Here is a 16,412-nt window from a genome sequence, read left to right as displayed (position 1 = left end):
AGACGTTTGGCTGGCAATAGACGTTTGGCTGACAATCCAAAATTGCAAATCCAAAATCGAAAACCCAAAATCGCAAATCGATCTAAACTACTGGGTTCTATTTTAAGGGCGGCTTGGTTGGGGGAGAAGGTGGGCGATCGCGCTCCAAGAGCACCAGGGTTGCCCAAACTGCTCCGAAATGTTCCGCTCAGGTGGCCAAATGGCGCTTCATGATGCGTCCAAGGATTGCCATCCCCCGCTCAATTACCTCTGCATCAAAGGAAAAATTCAGCCGCATCGCCGGGTAGCCCTGCAAATTTGGGAAAAACGTGGAGCCGGGCGTGACCAAGATGCCCTCGGCCGCCGCCTCGCTGCACACCAACTGCATCGGCAAAGAGTCCGGCAGCTTTACCCAGAGAAACAGCCCCCCAGTGGGCACTGTCCACGATGCCTCAGCGGGAAAGTGACGCTCCAATGCCTTCAGCATCACGCCGCGCCCCTGAAGATTGCGCGTACACAACTGCGCCAGATGACGGCGATAGTAGCCCGTCGCCAGATACTCGCTGACAATCGCCTGCGAAGCCGTAGACACACACAGGTCATTCAGCAGCTTGCGTTCCAGTAGCCGCCCATAGTCGTTCCCCGTCGCGACCAGATAGCCTACCCGCAGACCGGGCATCAGCGTCTTGGTAAACGTCCCTGCGTAAATCACCAGGTTGTCCTGATCCAGCGCCCTGATGGGTGGCGGCACGGGGTCAAAGTTCAGCCCTTCGTAGGCGTTGTCTTCTAGAATGCGGCAATCGTAGCGGCGAGCGAGGTCGAGCAACTGCTGGCGATGGGCGAGGTCGGTGGTGATGCCCGTTGGGTTGTGCAGCGTGCTGATGGTGTAAATCAGCCGGGGGCGGTGACTATGGAGATATTGCGCCAGCAGGTCGAGGTTCATGCCGTCGCGGGTCATAGGAATGCCAATCACTCGTGCGCCAAGCTGCTGCAAAATTGCCAGTGTGCCGTGATAGGTGGGGCTTTCTACAATCACCCAGTCGCCCGGACGCACGAATTCTTGCATGACCAACGATAGCCCCTGCATCGAACCATTGGTGACAATCAACTGGTCGGGCGAGGCATCTAGCCCCTTTTGCACCAGCAGTTGAGCAATTTGCTTTCGCAAGGGATATTGTCCCTGCGGCAGGTCATAGTTAAACAGCAGCGCCCCCATCTCCTTAAAGGCGCGACGAGCCACCCGCTGGAGAATGTCTGTGTCGTGGGGGTGGGGAAAGCCGGAACTGAAGACCGTCACGCCATCCTGATGCAGCGCCGACACGGAGGCCATGTAAATGTCGAAGTAAGACATTTCGCCCTGGTCAGGAATAATGACCTCCTGAGAGGGGGCAAAGCGGGACGGCGGAATCGGCGAGGTGACGGACGGTTCGCTAACGAAATAGCCAGAGCCAGGGCGGGCGTAGATCAGTCCGTCTGCTTCTAGCACGCTGTAGGCTTCGATAACCGTGAGCTTGTTGACCTGGGCTGCTTCGGCCAGGCTGCGGATGGAGGGCAGGCGATCGCCCGGTTGCAGCGTTCCCGACTGAATCAGGCGATGGATGCGCTGGCGAATTTGCAGGTAGACGGGCTGGGGCGATCGCCGATCGAGGGGAATTTTCACAGGCGCAGAGCGGCGCAAAACAACCGCTACGAAAGCACTATACAGCGTTTTTGAAGCTAGGGAGGCACGCAGACACCCAAGAAGCTCTCGCTTCGTCAGAGCAGCGCGTGCCTCACCCTACAAGAAAATGCTGTTAGATGCACTATAGGCGATCGCCCCCGTTTTTACCCGGTACAGTTTGGCTCAAAACAGGTAGTACGGTTTTCGGCCTCCAATAACTGTACCAGTTAAAGTTTGAAAATCTGTACCTTATCAAATGACTTTGAATTAGCGAAGCTTGGAACTGTGAACCCCTTTCCCTTCTCCAAGCCGTATGAATATTTCTGAAGTTTCTCCCACCTTTTCATCCCAGACTTCTTCGGTTAGCAACGCATCTCATCTCGAAAATCCGAATCATTCAACTCAAAGCCGCTGGTTAGAACTGGTTTCAAGTTGGGTCAATCACCTCTCAGGAAACTCAGAGCCAATCATCCGAGAAATTCCGCAAAAGACTGGCTCAAGCCTCTGGCAAATCTACGATCCACACACCCAGTCTAAAATCACTTGCACCTCTGAAAGCGAAGTCAGAGTTTGGATAGAGCAGCACTATTCTGCAAAATAGCTGCCAGCTAACAACAAACCGCAGCTCATGGCAACCCTACGAAGAGAAGACTGACCTGTAAGCTCTTCTTCGAGTCTCCTAGAAGACTCCATTCCAGGCATCTAGGATGCTGAGCATTCGCTTTTCGCCCAACTTCTCTACCCGTTTGACCACATCCACAAATGAGGTAAAGGGCGCTTTGGCACGAGCTTTTTCCATGTTTTTGATGAGTGTTTCAGCCGTTTTACCCCGAATTCCGGCGATCGCCAGCTTCTGCATCAGGGTTTCTGGAGCGGCGGTATTAAAGATTTCCAGCGGCTCTACCTTCTGAGGAATCTGCTGCTGGAGCGCCTGGAGTTGTTGCTCTAAACGCTGCATGTCTCGCTGCTGGGTTTGTTTCATGTCTTGGATTGCTGCATCCAATCGTGACTCCAGATTAGTGATTCGTTGATCCACATAGGCAGGAGGGGCAAGGGTAGGCGTTTGCGTGTCAGAACTGGGCACTGAAGGCAGAGACGGATGCAGCGCTCTAGATTGTTCAAATTGTTCAACCGCAGCGTCTGACATACCCTCTGGAACCACAAACGCATTAACCATCTCGGCTTCTCGAGGGTTGATTTCTCGTGCCCGAACAGCGGCATAATACTCGCGATCGCCCGCTAGCACTTCATAGCTTTCTGCCCCGGTTTGCTTCAGCAGAATGGGAGACAGCAACCCCCCCGCCGCCAAAATGCTCTTAGCCAGCGCTTCGATTTCATCCACAGCAAACTGAGAGCGGGGCACCTTCGAGATAATACTTTTGACATCCACCAGATAGTATTCGCTCATCCCTTAGGCCCCAATTTTTTGCATCACTTCGTAGGAAAGGTTCCTGAACTCCTTCACCGACTCGGAATCCGCATCAAATTCAAAAATAGACTTGGGATCTGGAATCTCCAAGTTTCCCATCGTCAAGGTGTTGTTTACACAGTTAGACAAGGCGATCCGCTCATAGATGACAGTATCCAGCAGCGGAAGCCCATACCGCTGAACCACCGCTTCCCGCTGCCGGGGAAAGACATGCTCCAGGTAACGGTTATTCGTTAACACTTTAGAAGGCAAAACCCCTAAGACATTGAGTGGCTGCTTGCCGATGCTAGACCGTGTTTCATTTACCTCACTGACGAAGTTCTTGACATTGCTCAAGCCTTGGTTTGCAAAGGGCTTCAAATCCGAAGGAATGATCAAATAATCAGCCGCAATTAGCGCAATTTCTGCATAGAGGTCACGGGAGGGTGGCGCATCAATAATCACAAGGTCGTAGTCGTCTTCTACTTGCTGGAGTTTCATGTTCAGGCGCAGGCGACTGGCGGCAATGCGAGTAAGGCGCTGTTGTTCATCGATTAGCGTAATGTGCGAAGGGATGACATCAATTTCTGGCGTGTTGAACCCTTTGGAGCGACGGACAATTTCTGGGATGAAGTTGAAATCTCCGGCACTGATGATGTGAAAAATATTGCGGTCTTTGAGGTCGTCCTCTTCTTCAAACTGAAACTTGATCAGGCCCGTCGCAAAGGTGGAGTTGGCCTGGGCATCAATATCCACCAGCAATACCTTCTTGCCCTTATTGGTAAAGGCAGCAGCCAGGTTAACAGCCGTAGTGGTTTTTCCGACTCCACCTTTGTTGTGGTATATAGCGATCGCTTGCATCAGGACTACATTCCGCTAAAAAATCTCTCGTTTATTCAAGCACAAGTATTCAAGCACAAGTATTACCATCAGGATTCTAAACAAATCATCCAGATCCACAGGAATCTAGTAAAGATTTAAGTCTTGTTCTACGGGGCACTTGCTTGATGCAGACAGATAAACTATCAGATACCTGCTTGCTGTTTCACCAATCGGGCTGATGTCCAGGGTGCTGCTGTAGGGAGGCGCTCATGCTTCTTCCGGATGCGCGATCGCCCTGGTGGAATTGGACGAATGTCTGAGTTCAACTTTCTCAACGTTTCCTGGATGAGCGTGATATGAAAAAAGCAATCTATTCCCTGACGATGATGGCTCCGGCGCTGGCCGTGGGGGCGCTGGGCGAGGCGGCAGAGGCGGCACAGTCGCCGGTCAACCTGCGGGCTGAGGAACTGTATCGCAATCTGCAACTGTCGGTGTGCAGCAACGACTGGAACGGGGCACTCAGGGCGATCGCCCCCCTCATTGCCTCGGCGGGCATTACGCCAGAGTCGCGTCAGCAGTTGGTCGAATATCGCCGCCAGCTTGAAGACTTGCGGGCCGTGCGGGCGGTCTACGCCAACCTGCCCAGTTGCCAGAGCAGCGCCCAGCCCATCTGGTCGGATCAGCCTGCTGAGCGCACCATCGTCTTTGCGCCCGAAGCCCAAGACATTAGCTTTGAGCAGCTCTATGCCGCGTTTCAGGGGTCGATTTGCAGCAACGACTGGGCCGAGGCACTGCGAGTGATTGGCCCGATGATTGGCTCTCCCAGCATTTCGCCAGAATATCGCGCCCAGTTGGTGCAATATCGCCGTCAGCTTGAGACATGGCGGGCTTCGCAGGCGGTGTTTTCCGGGATGCAGGGATGTGGTGGGGGCGGGGTGGTTTGGAGCTAAGGGGAAGAGGGAAGAAGGAAGAGGGAAGAACGAAGAACGAAGAGGGAAGAACGAAGAGGGAAGAGGGAAGAGGGAAGAAGGAAGGGGGAAGAAGGAAGGGGGATGATGCGATGATGGGAAGGGGAGGGTGAATTATTGCTGCCTCCGGTTGTTGTTTGCTTGTGCTTGAGTGTTCATGAATCAGTCTGCGCTGAACCTGATTGCGGTTACGGTCTTTGCGTTTACGATGCTGAGCCTGCTGGGGCCGGTGATTCATGTGTCGCCGCTGGTGACGGCGATCGCCGCTGGAGGGCTGCTGGGCGCGGCGACGCTGGATACGCTGAGCTGGCAGGGGCGCGGCGGGGCGCTGCTGCTGGACTGGGTGGCGGGCTTTTCGCCAGAACATCGGGCGCGGGTGCTACGGCACGAGGCGGGGCATTTTCTGGTAGCACACCACCTCGACATTCCCATCACGGGCTACACGCTGAGCGCCTGGGAAGCGTTGCGGCAGGGGCAATCTGGCGCGGGCGGCGTGAGCTTCGACACGACCCAGTTAGACGCAGAACTCTTGCAGGGTAAACTGTCGGCTCAGCAAATCGATCGCTACTGTACTGTCTGGATGGCGGGGATTGCGGCGGAAACGCTGGTCTATGGCAATGCCGAGGGCGGCGGCAACGATCGCCAGACGCTTTATGCGCTGTGGAATGCGTTGCGGCGATCGCCCGCCGAAGCTGCCCTCAAGGAACGTTGGGCTACGCTCCAGGCAAAGACGATTCTGGAAGCCAATCGTGCTGCTTACGATCGACTGGTGGCAGCAATGGAGCGCCGAGATAGCGTAGAAGCCTGTCGCGCCGTTTTAGATAGCCCACTCGATGCCACCTCGCCCTCCGCTGCATGAACTCACGGTGTCGCTGGTGGTCAGCGACTGGTCGGGGGGCGGGGCTGTGCGGGCGTTGTTGCTGGCGCAGGTGTTGCAAACCCTAGGCTGTGGCGTGCAGTTGGTTGGCTTCCAGTTTGGCGAGGCGCTGTATACGGAGCCACCTGGGGAGATGGAGGTGCTGGCGTTTCCGGGTGCAAGCTATCCCGCGATCTTGGGCACGGCGCGGCGGGTTTTGTCCCACCTGACGGGCGATGTCCTTTATGCCGTGAAGCCCAAGCCCACTAGCTTTGGACTGGGGCTGCTGCGACGGCTGCAAGTGCGGCGGCCGCTGCTGCTGGACATGGACGATTGGGAGCTAAGCTGGCACGGTGGCGACGACTGGCGCTATCGACCTGGCCCCCGGCAACTGGCGCGAGATCTGCTGAAACCAGGCGGAGCGTTGCGATCGCCCGATCATCCCCTTTACCTTCGCTGGCTAGAGCAGGCCGTGCCCTGGGCCGACGGACTGACGGTGGACACCACCTTTTTGCAGCGGCGGTTTGGCGGCACGTATCTGCCCAACGGCAAAGATACGTCGCTATTTGACCCAGCGCGGCAGGATGCAGCCGCCAGCCGCCAGCGGCTCGGACTGTCGGACGTTTGGGTGCTGATGTTTCCCGGTGCGCCGCGTCCACACAAAGGGCTAGAAGACCTGCTCTTGGCGCTGGATCATTTGAAACACCCTTCAGCGCGGCTGGTAATCGTGGGCGGCAACCCTTATGACGACTATGACGAGCAGTTGCGATCGCGCTGGGGTCGGTGGATTATCTCGCTACCCAAAACGCCTTTAGCAGAAATGCCCGCTGTGCTGGCGGCCGCCGATGTGGTCGTCGTGCCCCAGCGCGACACGGCGATCGCCCGCGCCCAGTTTCCGCTAAAGCTGACCGACGGCATGGCGATGGGCAAACCCGTCCTCGCGACCCGCGTTGGCGATATTCCTGCAATCCTGGACGACACCGGCTATCTAGCAGATCCGGACTCGCCCCCCCAGCTTGCTATTCAGCTTCGGCACATTCTTGACCATCCTGATGAGGCGCAACACAAAGGACGGCAGGCCCGCGAGCGCTGCGTGGCGCTGTATAGCCTTGACCGAATGGCGATCGCGCTGCGGGCAGTGCTGGAGCAAGTAACCGGGTGACAAGGCCTTGGGGTTAAAGTCCCTCTCCCGCTCTGGGAGAGGGGTTCAGGGTGAGGGCTACAAACGAGGGTGAGGGCTACAAACGAAGGATGCACGCCGTCCTCCAATCCTCGTTTAACCTACGGGCATCGCACGAAGTTGATCCCAATGCCACCTGTTCCGGTTTCAGCAACCCAGCCGAGGTTCGTCGTGCCGCGATAATAGACGCGCTGCCAGATGCGGCCATCAGCCGTCGTTTGACGCTGGACGGGATTGGTGCCGTAAATGCGCTCGCCACTCAATACGCTAGACAGAATCGTGCCGTAGGGAGCCGAGCGCACAATCAGTTCGGGCTGCGTCACCTGATAGCACTGGCCCACAGGGTCAACGGGGGGCCGCGCGTCGCAGTTGGTCAACAGCGTCGCCGAACGCACCCAGCCTACCGCAGGTTCACGAATCTGTGCGACCCCATCCCCCAGCACGCCCGTCAGCGTAATTCGGGTGTAGGGCTGAAGCTGTCGGACAACGGTGCTTTGGGCAGTGCTGGTATAAACGGCTAGCGTACTCGCGCCGCTGTTGCGACAGGTGTTGACGTAGCTCGGCCGCTCAAACACCTGGACATCGGTTGCCTGGGCGATCGGGGCTTGGGCTAGCAAATCTGCCGACTCGCGCAGACCAGAGGCATCGGCAGAGTCAGTTGATGGGGCGATCGCCCGAGCCGTCAGCGGAGACAGCACGCTTGCGCCCAACAGACCCGCGACCCCCGCCACCCATCCCCCATAGCTAAGAAACTTGTGAGTCCAGGTTGTTTGTTGCGTCATACCGTTCAACTCCTCAGATGCAAGAGGTTCCTTTCGCTGAGGAATTTAGCACATGGGACAAGGCTGAAAACTCGCTGTACACAATGTTTTCAGGTTTCCGTAATGCTTGCACACACGCGCCCCCAATTTGCCCAGGACTAGCCCCATCGGGGGAAGTTTCAGCTTGAGCATCCAGAAGAGAATGCAGCATTTCAGGTTGTTATCCGCCCACGAACCGCCAACCATGAACCGCGAAACGCAGAATGTAGCCTTGCTGGCGCTGTGTCAAGCCCTCGCCATGACCAGCATGACCGTGCTATTTACCGTAGCGGCACTGGTAGGTAAGGCGCTGGTGTCCGATGCCTCACTGGCAACCGTGCCACTGGCGGTGATGCAGGTGGCAGTGATGCTGGCGACAATTCCCGCATCGATGCTGATGCAGCGGCGGGGCAGGCGCTTTGGCTTTGCAATTGGCACGCTAATTGGCATCGTCGGGATTGGGTTGGCGGTGTCGGCAGTGCTGATCCGGAGCTTTCCGCTGTTTTGCGCGGGAACTGTCTTGATGGGCGTGTTTAGCGGGTTTTCGGGGTTCTACCGATTTGCGGCAGCAGAGGCCGCCAACGACTCGTTTCGGGCGCAGGCGATTTCGCTGGTGGTGGCAGGCGGCGTGGTTGCAGCGCTGCTGGGGCCCAACCTGGCCAGCATGGCAAAGGATGCGATCGCCCAGGCAGAATTCGCCGGATCGCTGCTGTCGATCGTGGGTCTGCAAGTCTTGATTTTGCTGCTGCTGATCGGCATCCGGCTGCCTGTCGTGCAGCGTTCTGTAATGCAAAAGGGCATTGCAGCAGCAGGGCGATCGCCCTCAAAGCCCGAATGCAGAAGCCTTTCACAGATTTTGCGACAGCCTGTGTTTATCGTTGCAGCCCTGGGCAGCAGCGTCGGCTATGGCGTGATGGCGCTGCTGATGACCGCCACACCGCTCGCCATGACGGGGATGAACCATCCGTTCCATTCAGCGGCCTCCGTCATTCGGTGGCACGTCCTGGGCATGTTCGCACCGTCGTTCTTCACCGGATTCCTAATCGCGAGATTTGGCGTTCTCAATATTATCCTTGCAGGAGTCGTGCTGAATCTCGCTAGCGTGGCGATCGCCCTCTCCGGCGTGACGCTCCCCCATTTCCTAATTGCGCTCACGGTGCTGGGGCTGGGCTGGAATTTCATGTTTGTTGGCTCTACCACGCTGCTCACCGAAACCTACACGCCCGCCGAAAAAGCAAAAACGCAAGCCACCCACGATTTCCTGATGTTTGGCGCGGTGGCAGGCTTTACGTTTCTGTCAGGGCACCTGCTCAATGACTTTGGCTGGACTGTGGTGAATTATGCTGCACTGCCGCTGCTGCTGGTGACGCTGGGTGCGGTGCTGTGGCTAAAGCTGAGGGACAAAGAGGGTGTGGGAAAGCGGGGAATCGTGGGCTGATGGAGCGACCCTCCAGCATTCCGTCACTTCCCAAACCGTGCTACAGCGTTTTTGAAGCTAGTGAGGCACACGGATGGTCAATAAGCCCTTGCCTCGTGAGGACAGCATGTGCCTCACGAGGCAAGAAAATGCTGTAGGAGCGATCGCAGCCTGGGGCCGCGCTGGTGGGGATAGAGCCATCGGGCGGGCAGCAGTCGGCGCAGCGCTACGGCCAGCCGCAAGTCCTGATGGGAGCGGACTGGCAGCATACCGCCCAATAGCCGCAGCGGTTCCTCAATCAGGGCTGCCTGACTTGAAAACTGCACCAGCGGGGCGATCGCCCGAAACAGGTCATATTCTGCCGCCTCCAGGGTTGCATCGAGTAAGAAATGAAGGCTCTGCTGGCAATGGGGGAGTAAATCGGGATGGCGATCGCCCACCCAGCGAAATAGCGCTGCGTAGGACTGCCTTAGTATCCTGGCGTTTTGCGTCAGGTTTGCCCCATGCTGTCGATAAAACGCCGCCACCATCGGCACGTACACCAACCGCACCCCGCCTCGCAGCAGCGCCAGCCCAAAGGCTCTATCCTCGCAGGCCCGCAGGGTTTCGTCAAACGAGAACTGAGCCAGCACCGACCGATGCAGCAGCATGGCCTGTTGCAGCAGCGGAAAGGGGCTGTTGGCCAGGCGATCGGGGCAAATCAGCAATCGCCGCGCTAGGGCTTCTGGAGGCTGTGAGCCAATTTCACAGCGCTGGCGCAGTCCCGATCGCTCCACCCGCTCATAGTCGGAGTAAATTACCAGCCGCTCGGGGTTCCTCCCGGCCACCGCCGCAAGCTGGCGTGATAGCTTATCCGGCGCAAGCCAGTCGTCCCCATCCAAAAACTGCACCCACTCGCCACGGGCACACCGTGCCCCCAGGTTGCGAGCCGCCGACACGCCGCCGTTGGGCTGCGACTGGTAATGAACTCGCCCATCTTGCTGCATCAGCCGTTGGGCGATCGCCTCTGTATCATCAGTCGAGCCGTCGTTGATAATCCAGCACTCGATATTCTCATAATCCTGCCGCAGCACGCTGTTCACGGCATCTTCCAGAAACCGCGCCTGGTCAAAGGCAGTGACGACGACCGAAACCAGCGGAGGCATGAGAAAGAAAAATAAGATAACCTACCGAGTTGAACCGTTGACCCTGAAATGGTTGTCTAGACAAGTTTGGCAAGTTTAAGTTTGATAAGTTTGGTAAGTTTGGGTTTGCCCCGTTTGAGTCTGACCCGTTTGAGTTTGACCCGTTTGATCTGTTCGCGACACGCTCGCGTCTGGCTTGGCGGCTGATAGGCCCTCTGACGGGAAGTTCGCCCGCAGCACCCAGCCCTCGATCGCCATTCGCAGCCAGCCAGGACAGCGGCGATCGCCACACAGCGTCAACAACTGCTCTTCCAAACTCCCCTCCTGCACCGACAGCCGCGCTGGAATCTGCCGATTCTTGATCACCCACCGCCAGATCGACCAAATGCTAGGATCATCCGCCGCCAGTCCCCACTTCCGCACCGCATGGGCAAAGTTTCGCGCCGTGTAGCCCTCGCTCCACTTGAATCGATAAAACGGCAGATCCGTTTTGTCAAACTGGGGCACTAGCTCCGGGTTCAAAAAAATCACGCGGGCAGACGGCTCTAAGATGTGCTTGCCGCCCAGCCCTGCCACCTGAAACGATAAATCTGTGTGACTGGCGAGGCTGTCAAACTGGTCGTCAAGTTGCACCCGTTTCAGGACATCCCAGCGCACCATCAGACAGTGAAACTCGGCCGAGTCTACCGCTTGTCTTCGCAGGTTAGGTTCTGCCTGAGAGAGGGGCACGCCCGCCATGAGCTGCTTTTGCTCAAACCAGCGCTTGCCCTGCCGACGAGTATGAAAGCGGGTGGCAATGCCTGCAACGTGAATCTCTAGCGCCTCGGCATGGGGATCGCCCTGCAAAATCAGCGGCGCAGTAACGGCGGCCTGTTCTGCTTCGGCCGCCAAAACGAGCGATCGCAACCATCCCGGCTGCACCACCACGTCGTTATCCAAAAACACAACGTATTCTGGACGCTCCACCCACGGCAGCGCCAGATTTCGCGCCTCGTTCGACCGCAGATAGCGCTCCTGACGAATCAGCGTCATCCAGGAGTAGGTCGCGGCCTGGCGCTCCAGATAGTGGCGCACCGAGGCAGGCGAGTTACCGTCTACATAAATCAGCCGAAACGGGTAATCGCCATAGCTGGCTATCAGGCTCTCCAGCGACACCTGGCTGGGGCTAAATCGCTCACGCTGCGTCACGATGAGGGTGACTGGTGGCATGGGGACGGATGATGCGTAGGGCACAGCGCCAAAACCCTCGGAATGACGGAAACAATAAACCTACACCCAGAGCTTAGCAGAAGCAACCCGTTGGCCTGCTGCCGATCCGCCACAGGGCGGTCTGGAACGGGGGATAACTTGCGTTGGGCGATCGCCCAATCCAGCCTGTAACTCAATCCTCAATCCAGTCCCCAATCCAGCCCAAAACTCAGTCCCCAATCCAATTCCTATCCAGTCCCTATCCAGATCTGATTTAGCGCCTAATCGACCAGCATCACGCGGCCGGCTTGCAACTCGTCAAACACGCGGCTAATGTGATAGCGCTCCGCTTGGGTCAACCGCTGATCGGACAGGATCGTGGCGGCAAGCTGGAGATGCTCTTTGCGGGTCATTTGCCCCGAAGACAAAATTCGATCGACCAGCGCTTGCGTGGAGACGCTGGCGCGACCAGGAAGCGCCCAAACCATGTAGTGAACCTCTGCTAGTGAACCTTTGTTGCTAAACTCTGACCAGATCCTTATGACAGGAACGGTTTCCCTAGCCTTAGTAAACCCAGGTTCCGCCCCTATAACTCGATCATCTGGCGAAACCAGGAGATCGGGGGCAAAGCTTCTGTAATGGCAGGTGTCAGGACTGTGAAGATTCTGCGTAGCAGCGGAGTTGGGCGCAGCGCTTGGGGGTCAGGAAAGACCGTCGATTTCCGCCAAGATGCGAGTGGCTTCGGCGCAGAGGGCTTCGTGGCAGCAACCGTTGGAGGCCATCAGCCCGCCCCACTGGTTGACATCGCCCGTGTTATACCGCAGGGGTTCGCCGCTGAAGTGGGTGAATTTGCCGCCTGCCTCGGTGAGGATGAGTTCGGGGGCGGCCATGTCCCAATCCTTGGGGGCAGACTTGCCGGAGAGCGAGATGTAGAGGTCGGCCCGGCGATCGACCAGGGCGGCGATTTTGCCACCCACGCTGCCAACGGAGAGCTGGTTTTGGCAGGGCAGCTTTTGCAGCAGGGCATTCAGCCGTCCGTCGCGGTGGGTGCGGCTGACCACCACGACCAGATCGGCAGGGCGATCGCACGCCGACACCTGCAATCGCTCCACCTTGCCAGCGGGCGTTTCCACAAATGCCCCACTGCCTAGCATGGCGAAATATTGCCGCTCTAGTTCTGGGCAGGTGACCACCGATAGCACCGGGCGACCGCGATAGGCCAGCGCCAGGTGAAAGGCATATTCCCCCGTTTTGTCAATGAAATCTCGCGTGCCGTCGAGCGGATCGAGAATCCACACCCAGTCTTGGGGGAACGGCGCGGCGGAAGCTTGGGACTTGTAGGTTTCTTCGCTGAGATAGCCGAACTGCTCATCCCCCAGCAAATCGTGCAGTCTGCCGAGTACGAAGCTGTTCACTGCCAGATCGGCTGCGGTCACCGGGCCGTCTTTTTCGTTCTGGATATCGAGATTGCGGGCCGTGCCATCCTGAAACGGTTCGCCCCGATAATAAGCCCGCAGAATTTTCGCTGCACCCCAGCCCAAAGCACGGGCGATCGCCAATAGGTCTTCCAGGGGATGACCATCTATCGATTCCGCAGGGTTTGCCTGGATCACAACGTCTCCTTTCGCGTTTTTTGGGCATGGGCGAGCGTCTTTGCCGCTACTGCAAGCCGCTACTGCAAGCCGCTACTGCAAGCCGCTACTGCAAATCGCTACGGCATCAGCATAGAACGGCTCGTCAATTATAGGGCACGGGTTTGCCCAATTCTGAACTAAAGCTTAAGCAGGCGTTATCAGACATAAAGCAAGGCTATATATAAAACCTCTTTTCATGAATTGAGTTTATATCTAGTCTGGGAAATAGACGCGATGGCGATCGGTGTTGTCTGCGTCTGCCACTGCTCTTTTGCCACTCTTTTGCTAAAGGTAACTGCAATGAAGAAGCTGCCAGATCAAGTGACAGATGGAGGATGGTCGGTTCAAGTGTACAGTGGCGATCGCCGCCTGCTGTGTTCGCTAGATCCATCTCATATATGGATGCTGATGCTGGGAATCTTTTTGGGTCTGGTAATGGGCATCTCCTGGGTGCGGGTGTCGCCGCCTATTGAAACGAAATGGGAAGAACCCACCGCACCGCCGGTCTTAAATGTGGACTAATCTCAGGCAGCTTTCTCCCCCTATCCTTCGTTAGAAAAACCGGGATTGTCTAGGTGGGGTGGCGCGTCCATCCAGCGGCGCGGGCCAAAGAATTGACAGGCGCGGGCAGCGACTTGGGCTGCCTGGGCGATCGCCGCCTCAAATCCTGTTTGCAAAATGAAGTAGCAAAACGCACCATGAAAGATATCGCCTGCGCCTAGGGTGTCTACTGGGGAAATGGTGGGAACCGCTATTTGCCCTGCTTGTTCGCGATTGAGATATTCCACGGGCTGGGAACCGTGCGTCCGGGCGACTTGGGCAATGCCGAGCGATCGCAGGTAGGGCAGCACATCCGCCGAGTCGCACCCCGGCGGCAAAAAGTTGGCCGAGCAAATGGCATAGTCCGTGTGGGGCAAGACCGCCCCAAAGCCGGGTTTCCAACTGCCGCCATCGACCACCACGGGAATGCCCAGGGCTTTTGCCTGCTGGGCGATCGCCTCGCTCGTGGCCATCTGGTGTCCGTCGAGCAGCACCACGTCAAACCTGCGCTCTTTCAGGGCTTGTATCAGGTCGGCTGGAAGGCGATCGCCCGCCACCTGTGCCCCCACGGCATTCCGCGACACCACCGCGCGATCGCCCGTCGCCGCCGTCACCAAAATGGACGATACCGCTGGCGAGGTCTGCTGCTCTGGGTCAAGGTCGCGGTGCTGCACCCCCCAGGTTGCCAAGTCTGCCCGAATTAGCCCTGCGATTGGGTGCTGTCCCAAACTGCTCAGCAGCAGCGCGTCTCCGCCCAAGTGGGCAAAGGTTACGGCTGCGTTGGTTGCGGGGCCCCCAGCGGCGATCGCCACATCCTGGGCCACCACTTTCTGATTGCTGGTAGGCACTGCCTCGACCTGGTAAATCAGATCGAGGGTTGTCAGGCCAACAAATAGCCCACGCCCTCTTGAAGGCTCTCCCATGTTCATTGCTTTTGGATTTCTGGATTTTGGATTTTCGATTGCCGTTTGGAACCGTGCATTGGGAACGCGCAGGGTTCCGGTCAGATTCAGTGCCCTCTCGCCCTGGGAAGCCCTTCCCACTCGTCCCCTTGTGGTTTATAGTGCTTTACCGGAGCCAGTGTTCAGTCTATCGGGATGCCGCGACTATCCCGCCATTGGCTGATGTATTCTGGGGTAATCCGTTGGCAAATATTGGGCAAGCAATAGAGTGAGATCTATGAAAAAGTGGTATCGAAGCGTCCTCAGTTTGGTGTTGGTGGCGATCGCCGTCCTGTCCATTGGCTGTAGCAGCGCCCCCGTTGCCAAAGGGCCACTTTATTCACCCGAACAACTGGCGCAAATTGAAAAATACGTGAGCGATGTGGACGCACTGCGGGTGCGGATGCAGGAAATTCCGCCGCTGGTGCAAAATAAGCAGTGGGTAGATGTGCAGTCCTTTATCCACGGGCCGCTGGGTGAACTACGGGCTAAGATGACCCGTCTGGCGCGACTGCTAGAACCCAAGAAGGCTCAGCCCGCTGCGCTGGATGCTGCCAAGGCCGTGTTTGGGCATCTAATCGCCATCGACGAGGCGACTCAGACGGGTGATTCTCAAAAAGCCCTGCTGAACTATAACGAGGCCCTGCGCGATTTTCAGGTGTTTCTGGATCTCATGCCGACAACGCAAAACGGTTAGCGTAACGAAGCGCTCAGAGGCGAGTAGAATTGTGCCAACCGACGTCGGTCGTGTGGTGATTGTGGGTTGCGGCGTGGTGGGAGCGGCGATCGCCTACGAGCTAAGCCAGGTGAATGGTCTGGCGATTACTGTTGTCGATCGCCAGCCCTCGGCCCGCGCCTCGACGGGGGCCGCGCTGGGTGTGCTGATGGGCGCGATCAGCCAGAAAACCAGGGGACGCGCCTGGAACCTGCGACAAACAAGCCTCCGCCGTTATCAGCAGTGGCTCCCTGAGCTAGAGGAATTGACCGGGCAGCGAGTGCCCGTGAATCGGCAGGGCATTTTGCTCCTGTCCTACGAAGCCGACTTATCGAAATGGGACGCGCTGATCCGCCTCCGCCAAGAGCAGGGCTGGACGCTGGAGCATTGGGCCCCGGCTCAGGTGGGCGATCGCTGTCCCCAGGTTTCTCTGAATGCAGTCACAGCGGGCATCTACTCGCCACAGGACTGCCAGATTGATCCGACGGCCTTGACCCGTGCGCTGGTGGCAGGGGCCGCACAGCGCGGCGTGCAGTTTGATTTTTCGAGTCCGGTTGCATCGCTAGAATTTGCCGATGCGACGGGGCAGCGCTGCGTGGGCGTGCGAACCGTGCAGGGCGATCGCCTCTTGGCCGATTGGGTAGTGATCGCCTCCGGGCTAGGCACAACGCCGCTGCTAGACGCGCTGCCCCTCCCCAAAATCGACATCCGCCCCGTTTTGGGACAGGCGATGCGGGTGAAACTGGGAGAACCAATGGGCGATCGCACGTTTCAGCCTGTGATTACGGGCAACGATATTCACGTCGTGCCGCTGGGCCAGGGAGAATACTGGATCGGCGCAACGGTCGAGTTTCCAGAATTTGCAGAGGGGGAGTCTGCGTCGAGTTTTAGTCAGGCAAATGGTTTAGGGGCGATCGCCGCCAGCCCTGCCGCGTTAGAAACGGTCTGGGAGGGGGCGATCGCCCTCTGTCCTGCCCTTGCCCAAGCCAAAGTACAACACACCTGGTCGGGTCTGCGCCCCCGCCCCGCAAATCGCCCCGCGCCCCTGCTGGAGCGGCTGAGCGCCTACCCAAACGTCATTCTGGCAACGGGGCACTACCGCAACGGCGTGCTGCTGGCTCCTGCGACCGCTGCGTGGGTGCGGGGAGAGATCGAAGAAGCGGAGGAAGGCTCTAGCTAA

The 16,412-nt window shown here is 57.8% G+C and carries 17 protein-coding genes; 8 read left to right on the top strand and 9 right to left on the bottom strand.

All coding sequences use genetic code 11. The features are described from left to right. Positions 1 to 187 precede the first annotated feature (187 nt). The gene (locus tag IGS16_RS14455; RefSeq protein ID WP_297086572.1) at positions 188 to 1,639 is read right to left on the bottom strand and encodes a PLP-dependent aminotransferase family protein; all 1,452 of its coding nucleotides are present in this window, start codon (positions 1,637 to 1,639) and stop codon (positions 188 to 190) included. Between the two features lie 313 nt (positions 1,640 to 1,952). On the opposite strand from IGS16_RS14455, the gene IGS16_RS14450 reads away from it, so the two are divergent. Then, positions 1,953 to 2,240 carry a hypothetical protein gene (locus IGS16_RS14450; protein WP_297086567.1) on the top strand — a complete coding sequence of 96 codons (288 nt, stop codon included), beginning with the start codon at positions 1,953 to 1,955 and terminating at the stop codon, positions 2,238 to 2,240. A 78-nt stretch (positions 2,241 to 2,318) separates the two neighbouring features. Here IGS16_RS14450 and IGS16_RS14445 read toward each other — a convergent pair whose 3' ends face one another. Together IGS16_RS14445 and IGS16_RS14440 are read right to left on the bottom strand one after the other, a co-directional pair. Then, on the bottom strand, positions 2,319 to 3,047 hold the full coding sequence (locus IGS16_RS14445; RefSeq protein ID WP_297086565.1) for a ParB N-terminal domain-containing protein: 729 nt from the start codon (positions 3,045 to 3,047) through the stop codon (positions 2,319 to 2,321). 3 nt (positions 3,048 to 3,050) lie between these two features. Then, positions 3,051 to 3,908: an AAA family ATPase gene (locus IGS16_RS14440; RefSeq protein WP_297086564.1), complete on the bottom strand. Its 858-nt coding sequence runs from the start codon at positions 3,906 to 3,908 to the stop codon at positions 3,051 to 3,053. Between the two features lie 317 nt (positions 3,909 to 4,225). On the opposite strand from IGS16_RS14440, the gene IGS16_RS14435 reads away from it, so the two are divergent. The 3 genes from IGS16_RS14435 to IGS16_RS14425 all read left to right on the top strand — a co-directional run bounded on the left by IGS16_RS14435 (position 4,226) and on the right by IGS16_RS14425 (position 6,855). After that, positions 4,226 to 4,819, top strand: a complete 594-nt coding sequence (locus tag IGS16_RS14435; protein ID WP_297086562.1) for a hypothetical protein — start codon at positions 4,226 to 4,228, stop codon at positions 4,817 to 4,819. 175 nt (positions 4,820 to 4,994) lie between these two features. Further along, a complete protein-coding gene (locus tag IGS16_RS14430) occupies positions 4,995 to 5,696 on the top strand; it encodes an ATP-dependent Zn protease (protein ID WP_297086560.1) in 702 nt (233 codons plus the stop codon). Continuing rightward, positions 5,671 to 6,855: a glycosyltransferase family 4 protein gene (locus IGS16_RS14425; protein WP_297086558.1), complete on the top strand. Its 1,185-nt coding sequence runs from the start codon at positions 5,671 to 5,673 to the stop codon at positions 6,853 to 6,855. The genes IGS16_RS14430 and IGS16_RS14425 overlap by 26 nt, the downstream gene beginning before the upstream one ends. A 119-nt stretch (positions 6,856 to 6,974) precedes the next feature. On the opposite strand, the gene IGS16_RS14420 is transcribed toward IGS16_RS14425, so the two are convergent. Next, positions 6,975 to 7,655 carry a hypothetical protein gene (locus IGS16_RS14420; RefSeq protein WP_297086556.1) on the bottom strand — a complete coding sequence of 227 codons (681 nt, stop codon included), beginning with the start codon at positions 7,653 to 7,655 and terminating at the stop codon, positions 6,975 to 6,977. 223 nt (positions 7,656 to 7,878) lie between these two features. Here IGS16_RS14420 and IGS16_RS14415 point away from each other — a divergent pair, with 223 nt between their 5' ends. Beyond that, a complete protein-coding gene (locus IGS16_RS14415) occupies positions 7,879 to 9,111 on the top strand; it encodes an MFS transporter (protein ID WP_297086554.1) in 1,233 nt (410 codons plus the stop codon). A gap of 113 nt (positions 9,112 to 9,224) precedes the next feature. Here IGS16_RS14415 and IGS16_RS14410 read toward each other — a convergent pair whose 3' ends face one another. The 4 genes from IGS16_RS14410 to IGS16_RS14395 all read right to left on the bottom strand — a co-directional run bounded on the left by IGS16_RS14410 (position 9,225) and on the right by IGS16_RS14395 (position 13,015). Continuing rightward, positions 9,225 to 10,235: a glycosyltransferase gene (locus IGS16_RS14410; RefSeq protein WP_297086552.1), complete on the bottom strand. Its 1,011-nt coding sequence runs from the start codon at positions 10,233 to 10,235 to the stop codon at positions 9,225 to 9,227. 75 nt (positions 10,236 to 10,310) lie between these two features. Then, positions 10,311 to 11,423, bottom strand: coding sequence for a glycosyltransferase family 2 protein (locus IGS16_RS14405; RefSeq protein ID WP_297086550.1), 1,113 nt, complete (start codon positions 11,421 to 11,423; stop codon positions 10,311 to 10,313). Between the two features lie 260 nt (positions 11,424 to 11,683). Beyond that, a complete protein-coding gene (locus IGS16_RS14400; protein ID WP_172358303.1) occupies positions 11,684 to 11,890 on the bottom strand; it encodes a hypothetical protein in 207 nt (68 codons plus the stop codon). Between the two features lie 213 nt (positions 11,891 to 12,103). Next, positions 12,104 to 13,015: an inositol monophosphatase family protein gene (locus tag IGS16_RS14395; RefSeq protein WP_297086548.1), complete on the bottom strand. Its 912-nt coding sequence runs from the start codon at positions 13,013 to 13,015 to the stop codon at positions 12,104 to 12,106. A 321-nt stretch (positions 13,016 to 13,336) separates the two neighbouring features. On the opposite strand from IGS16_RS14395, the gene IGS16_RS14390 reads away from it, so the two are divergent. Then, positions 13,337 to 13,558: a hypothetical protein gene (locus tag IGS16_RS14390; RefSeq protein ID WP_297086546.1), complete on the top strand. Its 222-nt coding sequence runs from the start codon at positions 13,337 to 13,339 to the stop codon at positions 13,556 to 13,558. A 20-nt stretch (positions 13,559 to 13,578) separates the two neighbouring features. Here the strand turns inward: IGS16_RS14390 and IGS16_RS14385 are convergent, their stop codons facing one another. Further along, positions 13,579 to 14,499, bottom strand: a complete 921-nt coding sequence (locus IGS16_RS14385; protein WP_297086544.1) for a PfkB family carbohydrate kinase — start codon at positions 14,497 to 14,499, stop codon at positions 13,579 to 13,581. A 256-nt stretch (positions 14,500 to 14,755) separates the two neighbouring features. Here IGS16_RS14385 and psbQ point away from each other — a divergent pair, with 256 nt between their 5' ends. Both psbQ and IGS16_RS14375 read left to right on the top strand, forming a co-directional pair. Then, on the top strand, positions 14,756 to 15,214 hold the full coding sequence (gene psbQ / locus IGS16_RS14380; protein WP_297086542.1) for a photosystem II protein PsbQ: 459 nt from the start codon (positions 14,756 to 14,758) through the stop codon (positions 15,212 to 15,214). Between the two features lie 31 nt (positions 15,215 to 15,245). After that, positions 15,246 to 16,412: an FAD-binding oxidoreductase gene (locus IGS16_RS14375; RefSeq protein WP_297086540.1), complete on the top strand. Its 1,167-nt coding sequence runs from the start codon at positions 15,246 to 15,248 to the stop codon at positions 16,410 to 16,412.

Origin of the sequence: Thermoleptolyngbya sp. C42_A2020_037 (genome assembly GCF_015272455.1) — a bacterium.
In the GTDB taxonomy this organism is placed as follows: domain Bacteria; phylum Cyanobacteriota; class Cyanobacteriia; order Elainellales; family Elainellaceae; genus Thermoleptolyngbya.
Note: the sequence above shows the minus strand (reverse complement) of the source record. Positions and strands in the feature narration are given on the sequence as shown.

What these genes read in the sequence shown, in the direction of transcription:
- IGS16_RS14450 (WP_297086567.1), top strand. Translation starts at nt 1,953, where the DNA reads ATGAATATTTCTGAAGTTTCTCCCACCTTTTCATCCCAGACTTCTTCG.
- IGS16_RS14445 (WP_297086565.1), bottom strand. Translation starts at nt 3,047, where the DNA reads ATGAGCGAATACTATCTGGTGGATGTCAAAAGTATTATCTCGAAGGTG.
- IGS16_RS14440 (WP_297086564.1), bottom strand. Translation starts at nt 3,908, where the DNA reads ATGCAAGCGATCGCTATATACCACAACAAAGGTGGAGTCGGAAAAACC.
- IGS16_RS14435 (WP_297086562.1), top strand. Translation starts at nt 4,226, where the DNA reads ATGAAAAAAGCAATCTATTCCCTGACGATGATGGCTCCGGCGCTGGCC.
- IGS16_RS14430 (WP_297086560.1), top strand. Translation starts at nt 4,995, where the DNA reads ATGAATCAGTCTGCGCTGAACCTGATTGCGGTTACGGTCTTTGCGTTT.
- IGS16_RS14425 (WP_297086558.1), top strand. Translation starts at nt 5,671, where the DNA reads ATGCCACCTCGCCCTCCGCTGCATGAACTCACGGTGTCGCTGGTGGTC.
- IGS16_RS14420 (WP_297086556.1), bottom strand. Translation starts at nt 7,655, where the DNA reads ATGACGCAACAAACAACCTGGACTCACAAGTTTCTTAGCTATGGGGGA.
- IGS16_RS14415 (WP_297086554.1), top strand. Translation starts at nt 7,879, where the DNA reads ATGAACCGCGAAACGCAGAATGTAGCCTTGCTGGCGCTGTGTCAAGCC.
- IGS16_RS14410 (WP_297086552.1), bottom strand. Translation starts at nt 10,235, where the DNA reads ATGCCTCCGCTGGTTTCGGTCGTCGTCACTGCCTTTGACCAGGCGCGG.
- IGS16_RS14405 (WP_297086550.1), bottom strand. Translation starts at nt 11,423, where the DNA reads ATGCCACCAGTCACCCTCATCGTGACGCAGCGTGAGCGATTTAGCCCC.
- IGS16_RS14400 (WP_172358303.1), bottom strand. Translation starts at nt 11,890, where the DNA reads ATGGTTTGGGCGCTTCCTGGTCGCGCCAGCGTCTCCACGCAAGCGCTG.
- IGS16_RS14390 (WP_297086546.1), top strand. Translation starts at nt 13,337, where the DNA reads ATGAAGAAGCTGCCAGATCAAGTGACAGATGGAGGATGGTCGGTTCAA.
- IGS16_RS14385 (WP_297086544.1), bottom strand. Translation starts at nt 14,499, where the DNA reads ATGGGAGAGCCTTCAAGAGGGCGTGGGCTATTTGTTGGCCTGACAACC.
- psbQ (WP_297086542.1), top strand. Translation starts at nt 14,756, where the DNA reads ATGAAAAAGTGGTATCGAAGCGTCCTCAGTTTGGTGTTGGTGGCGATC.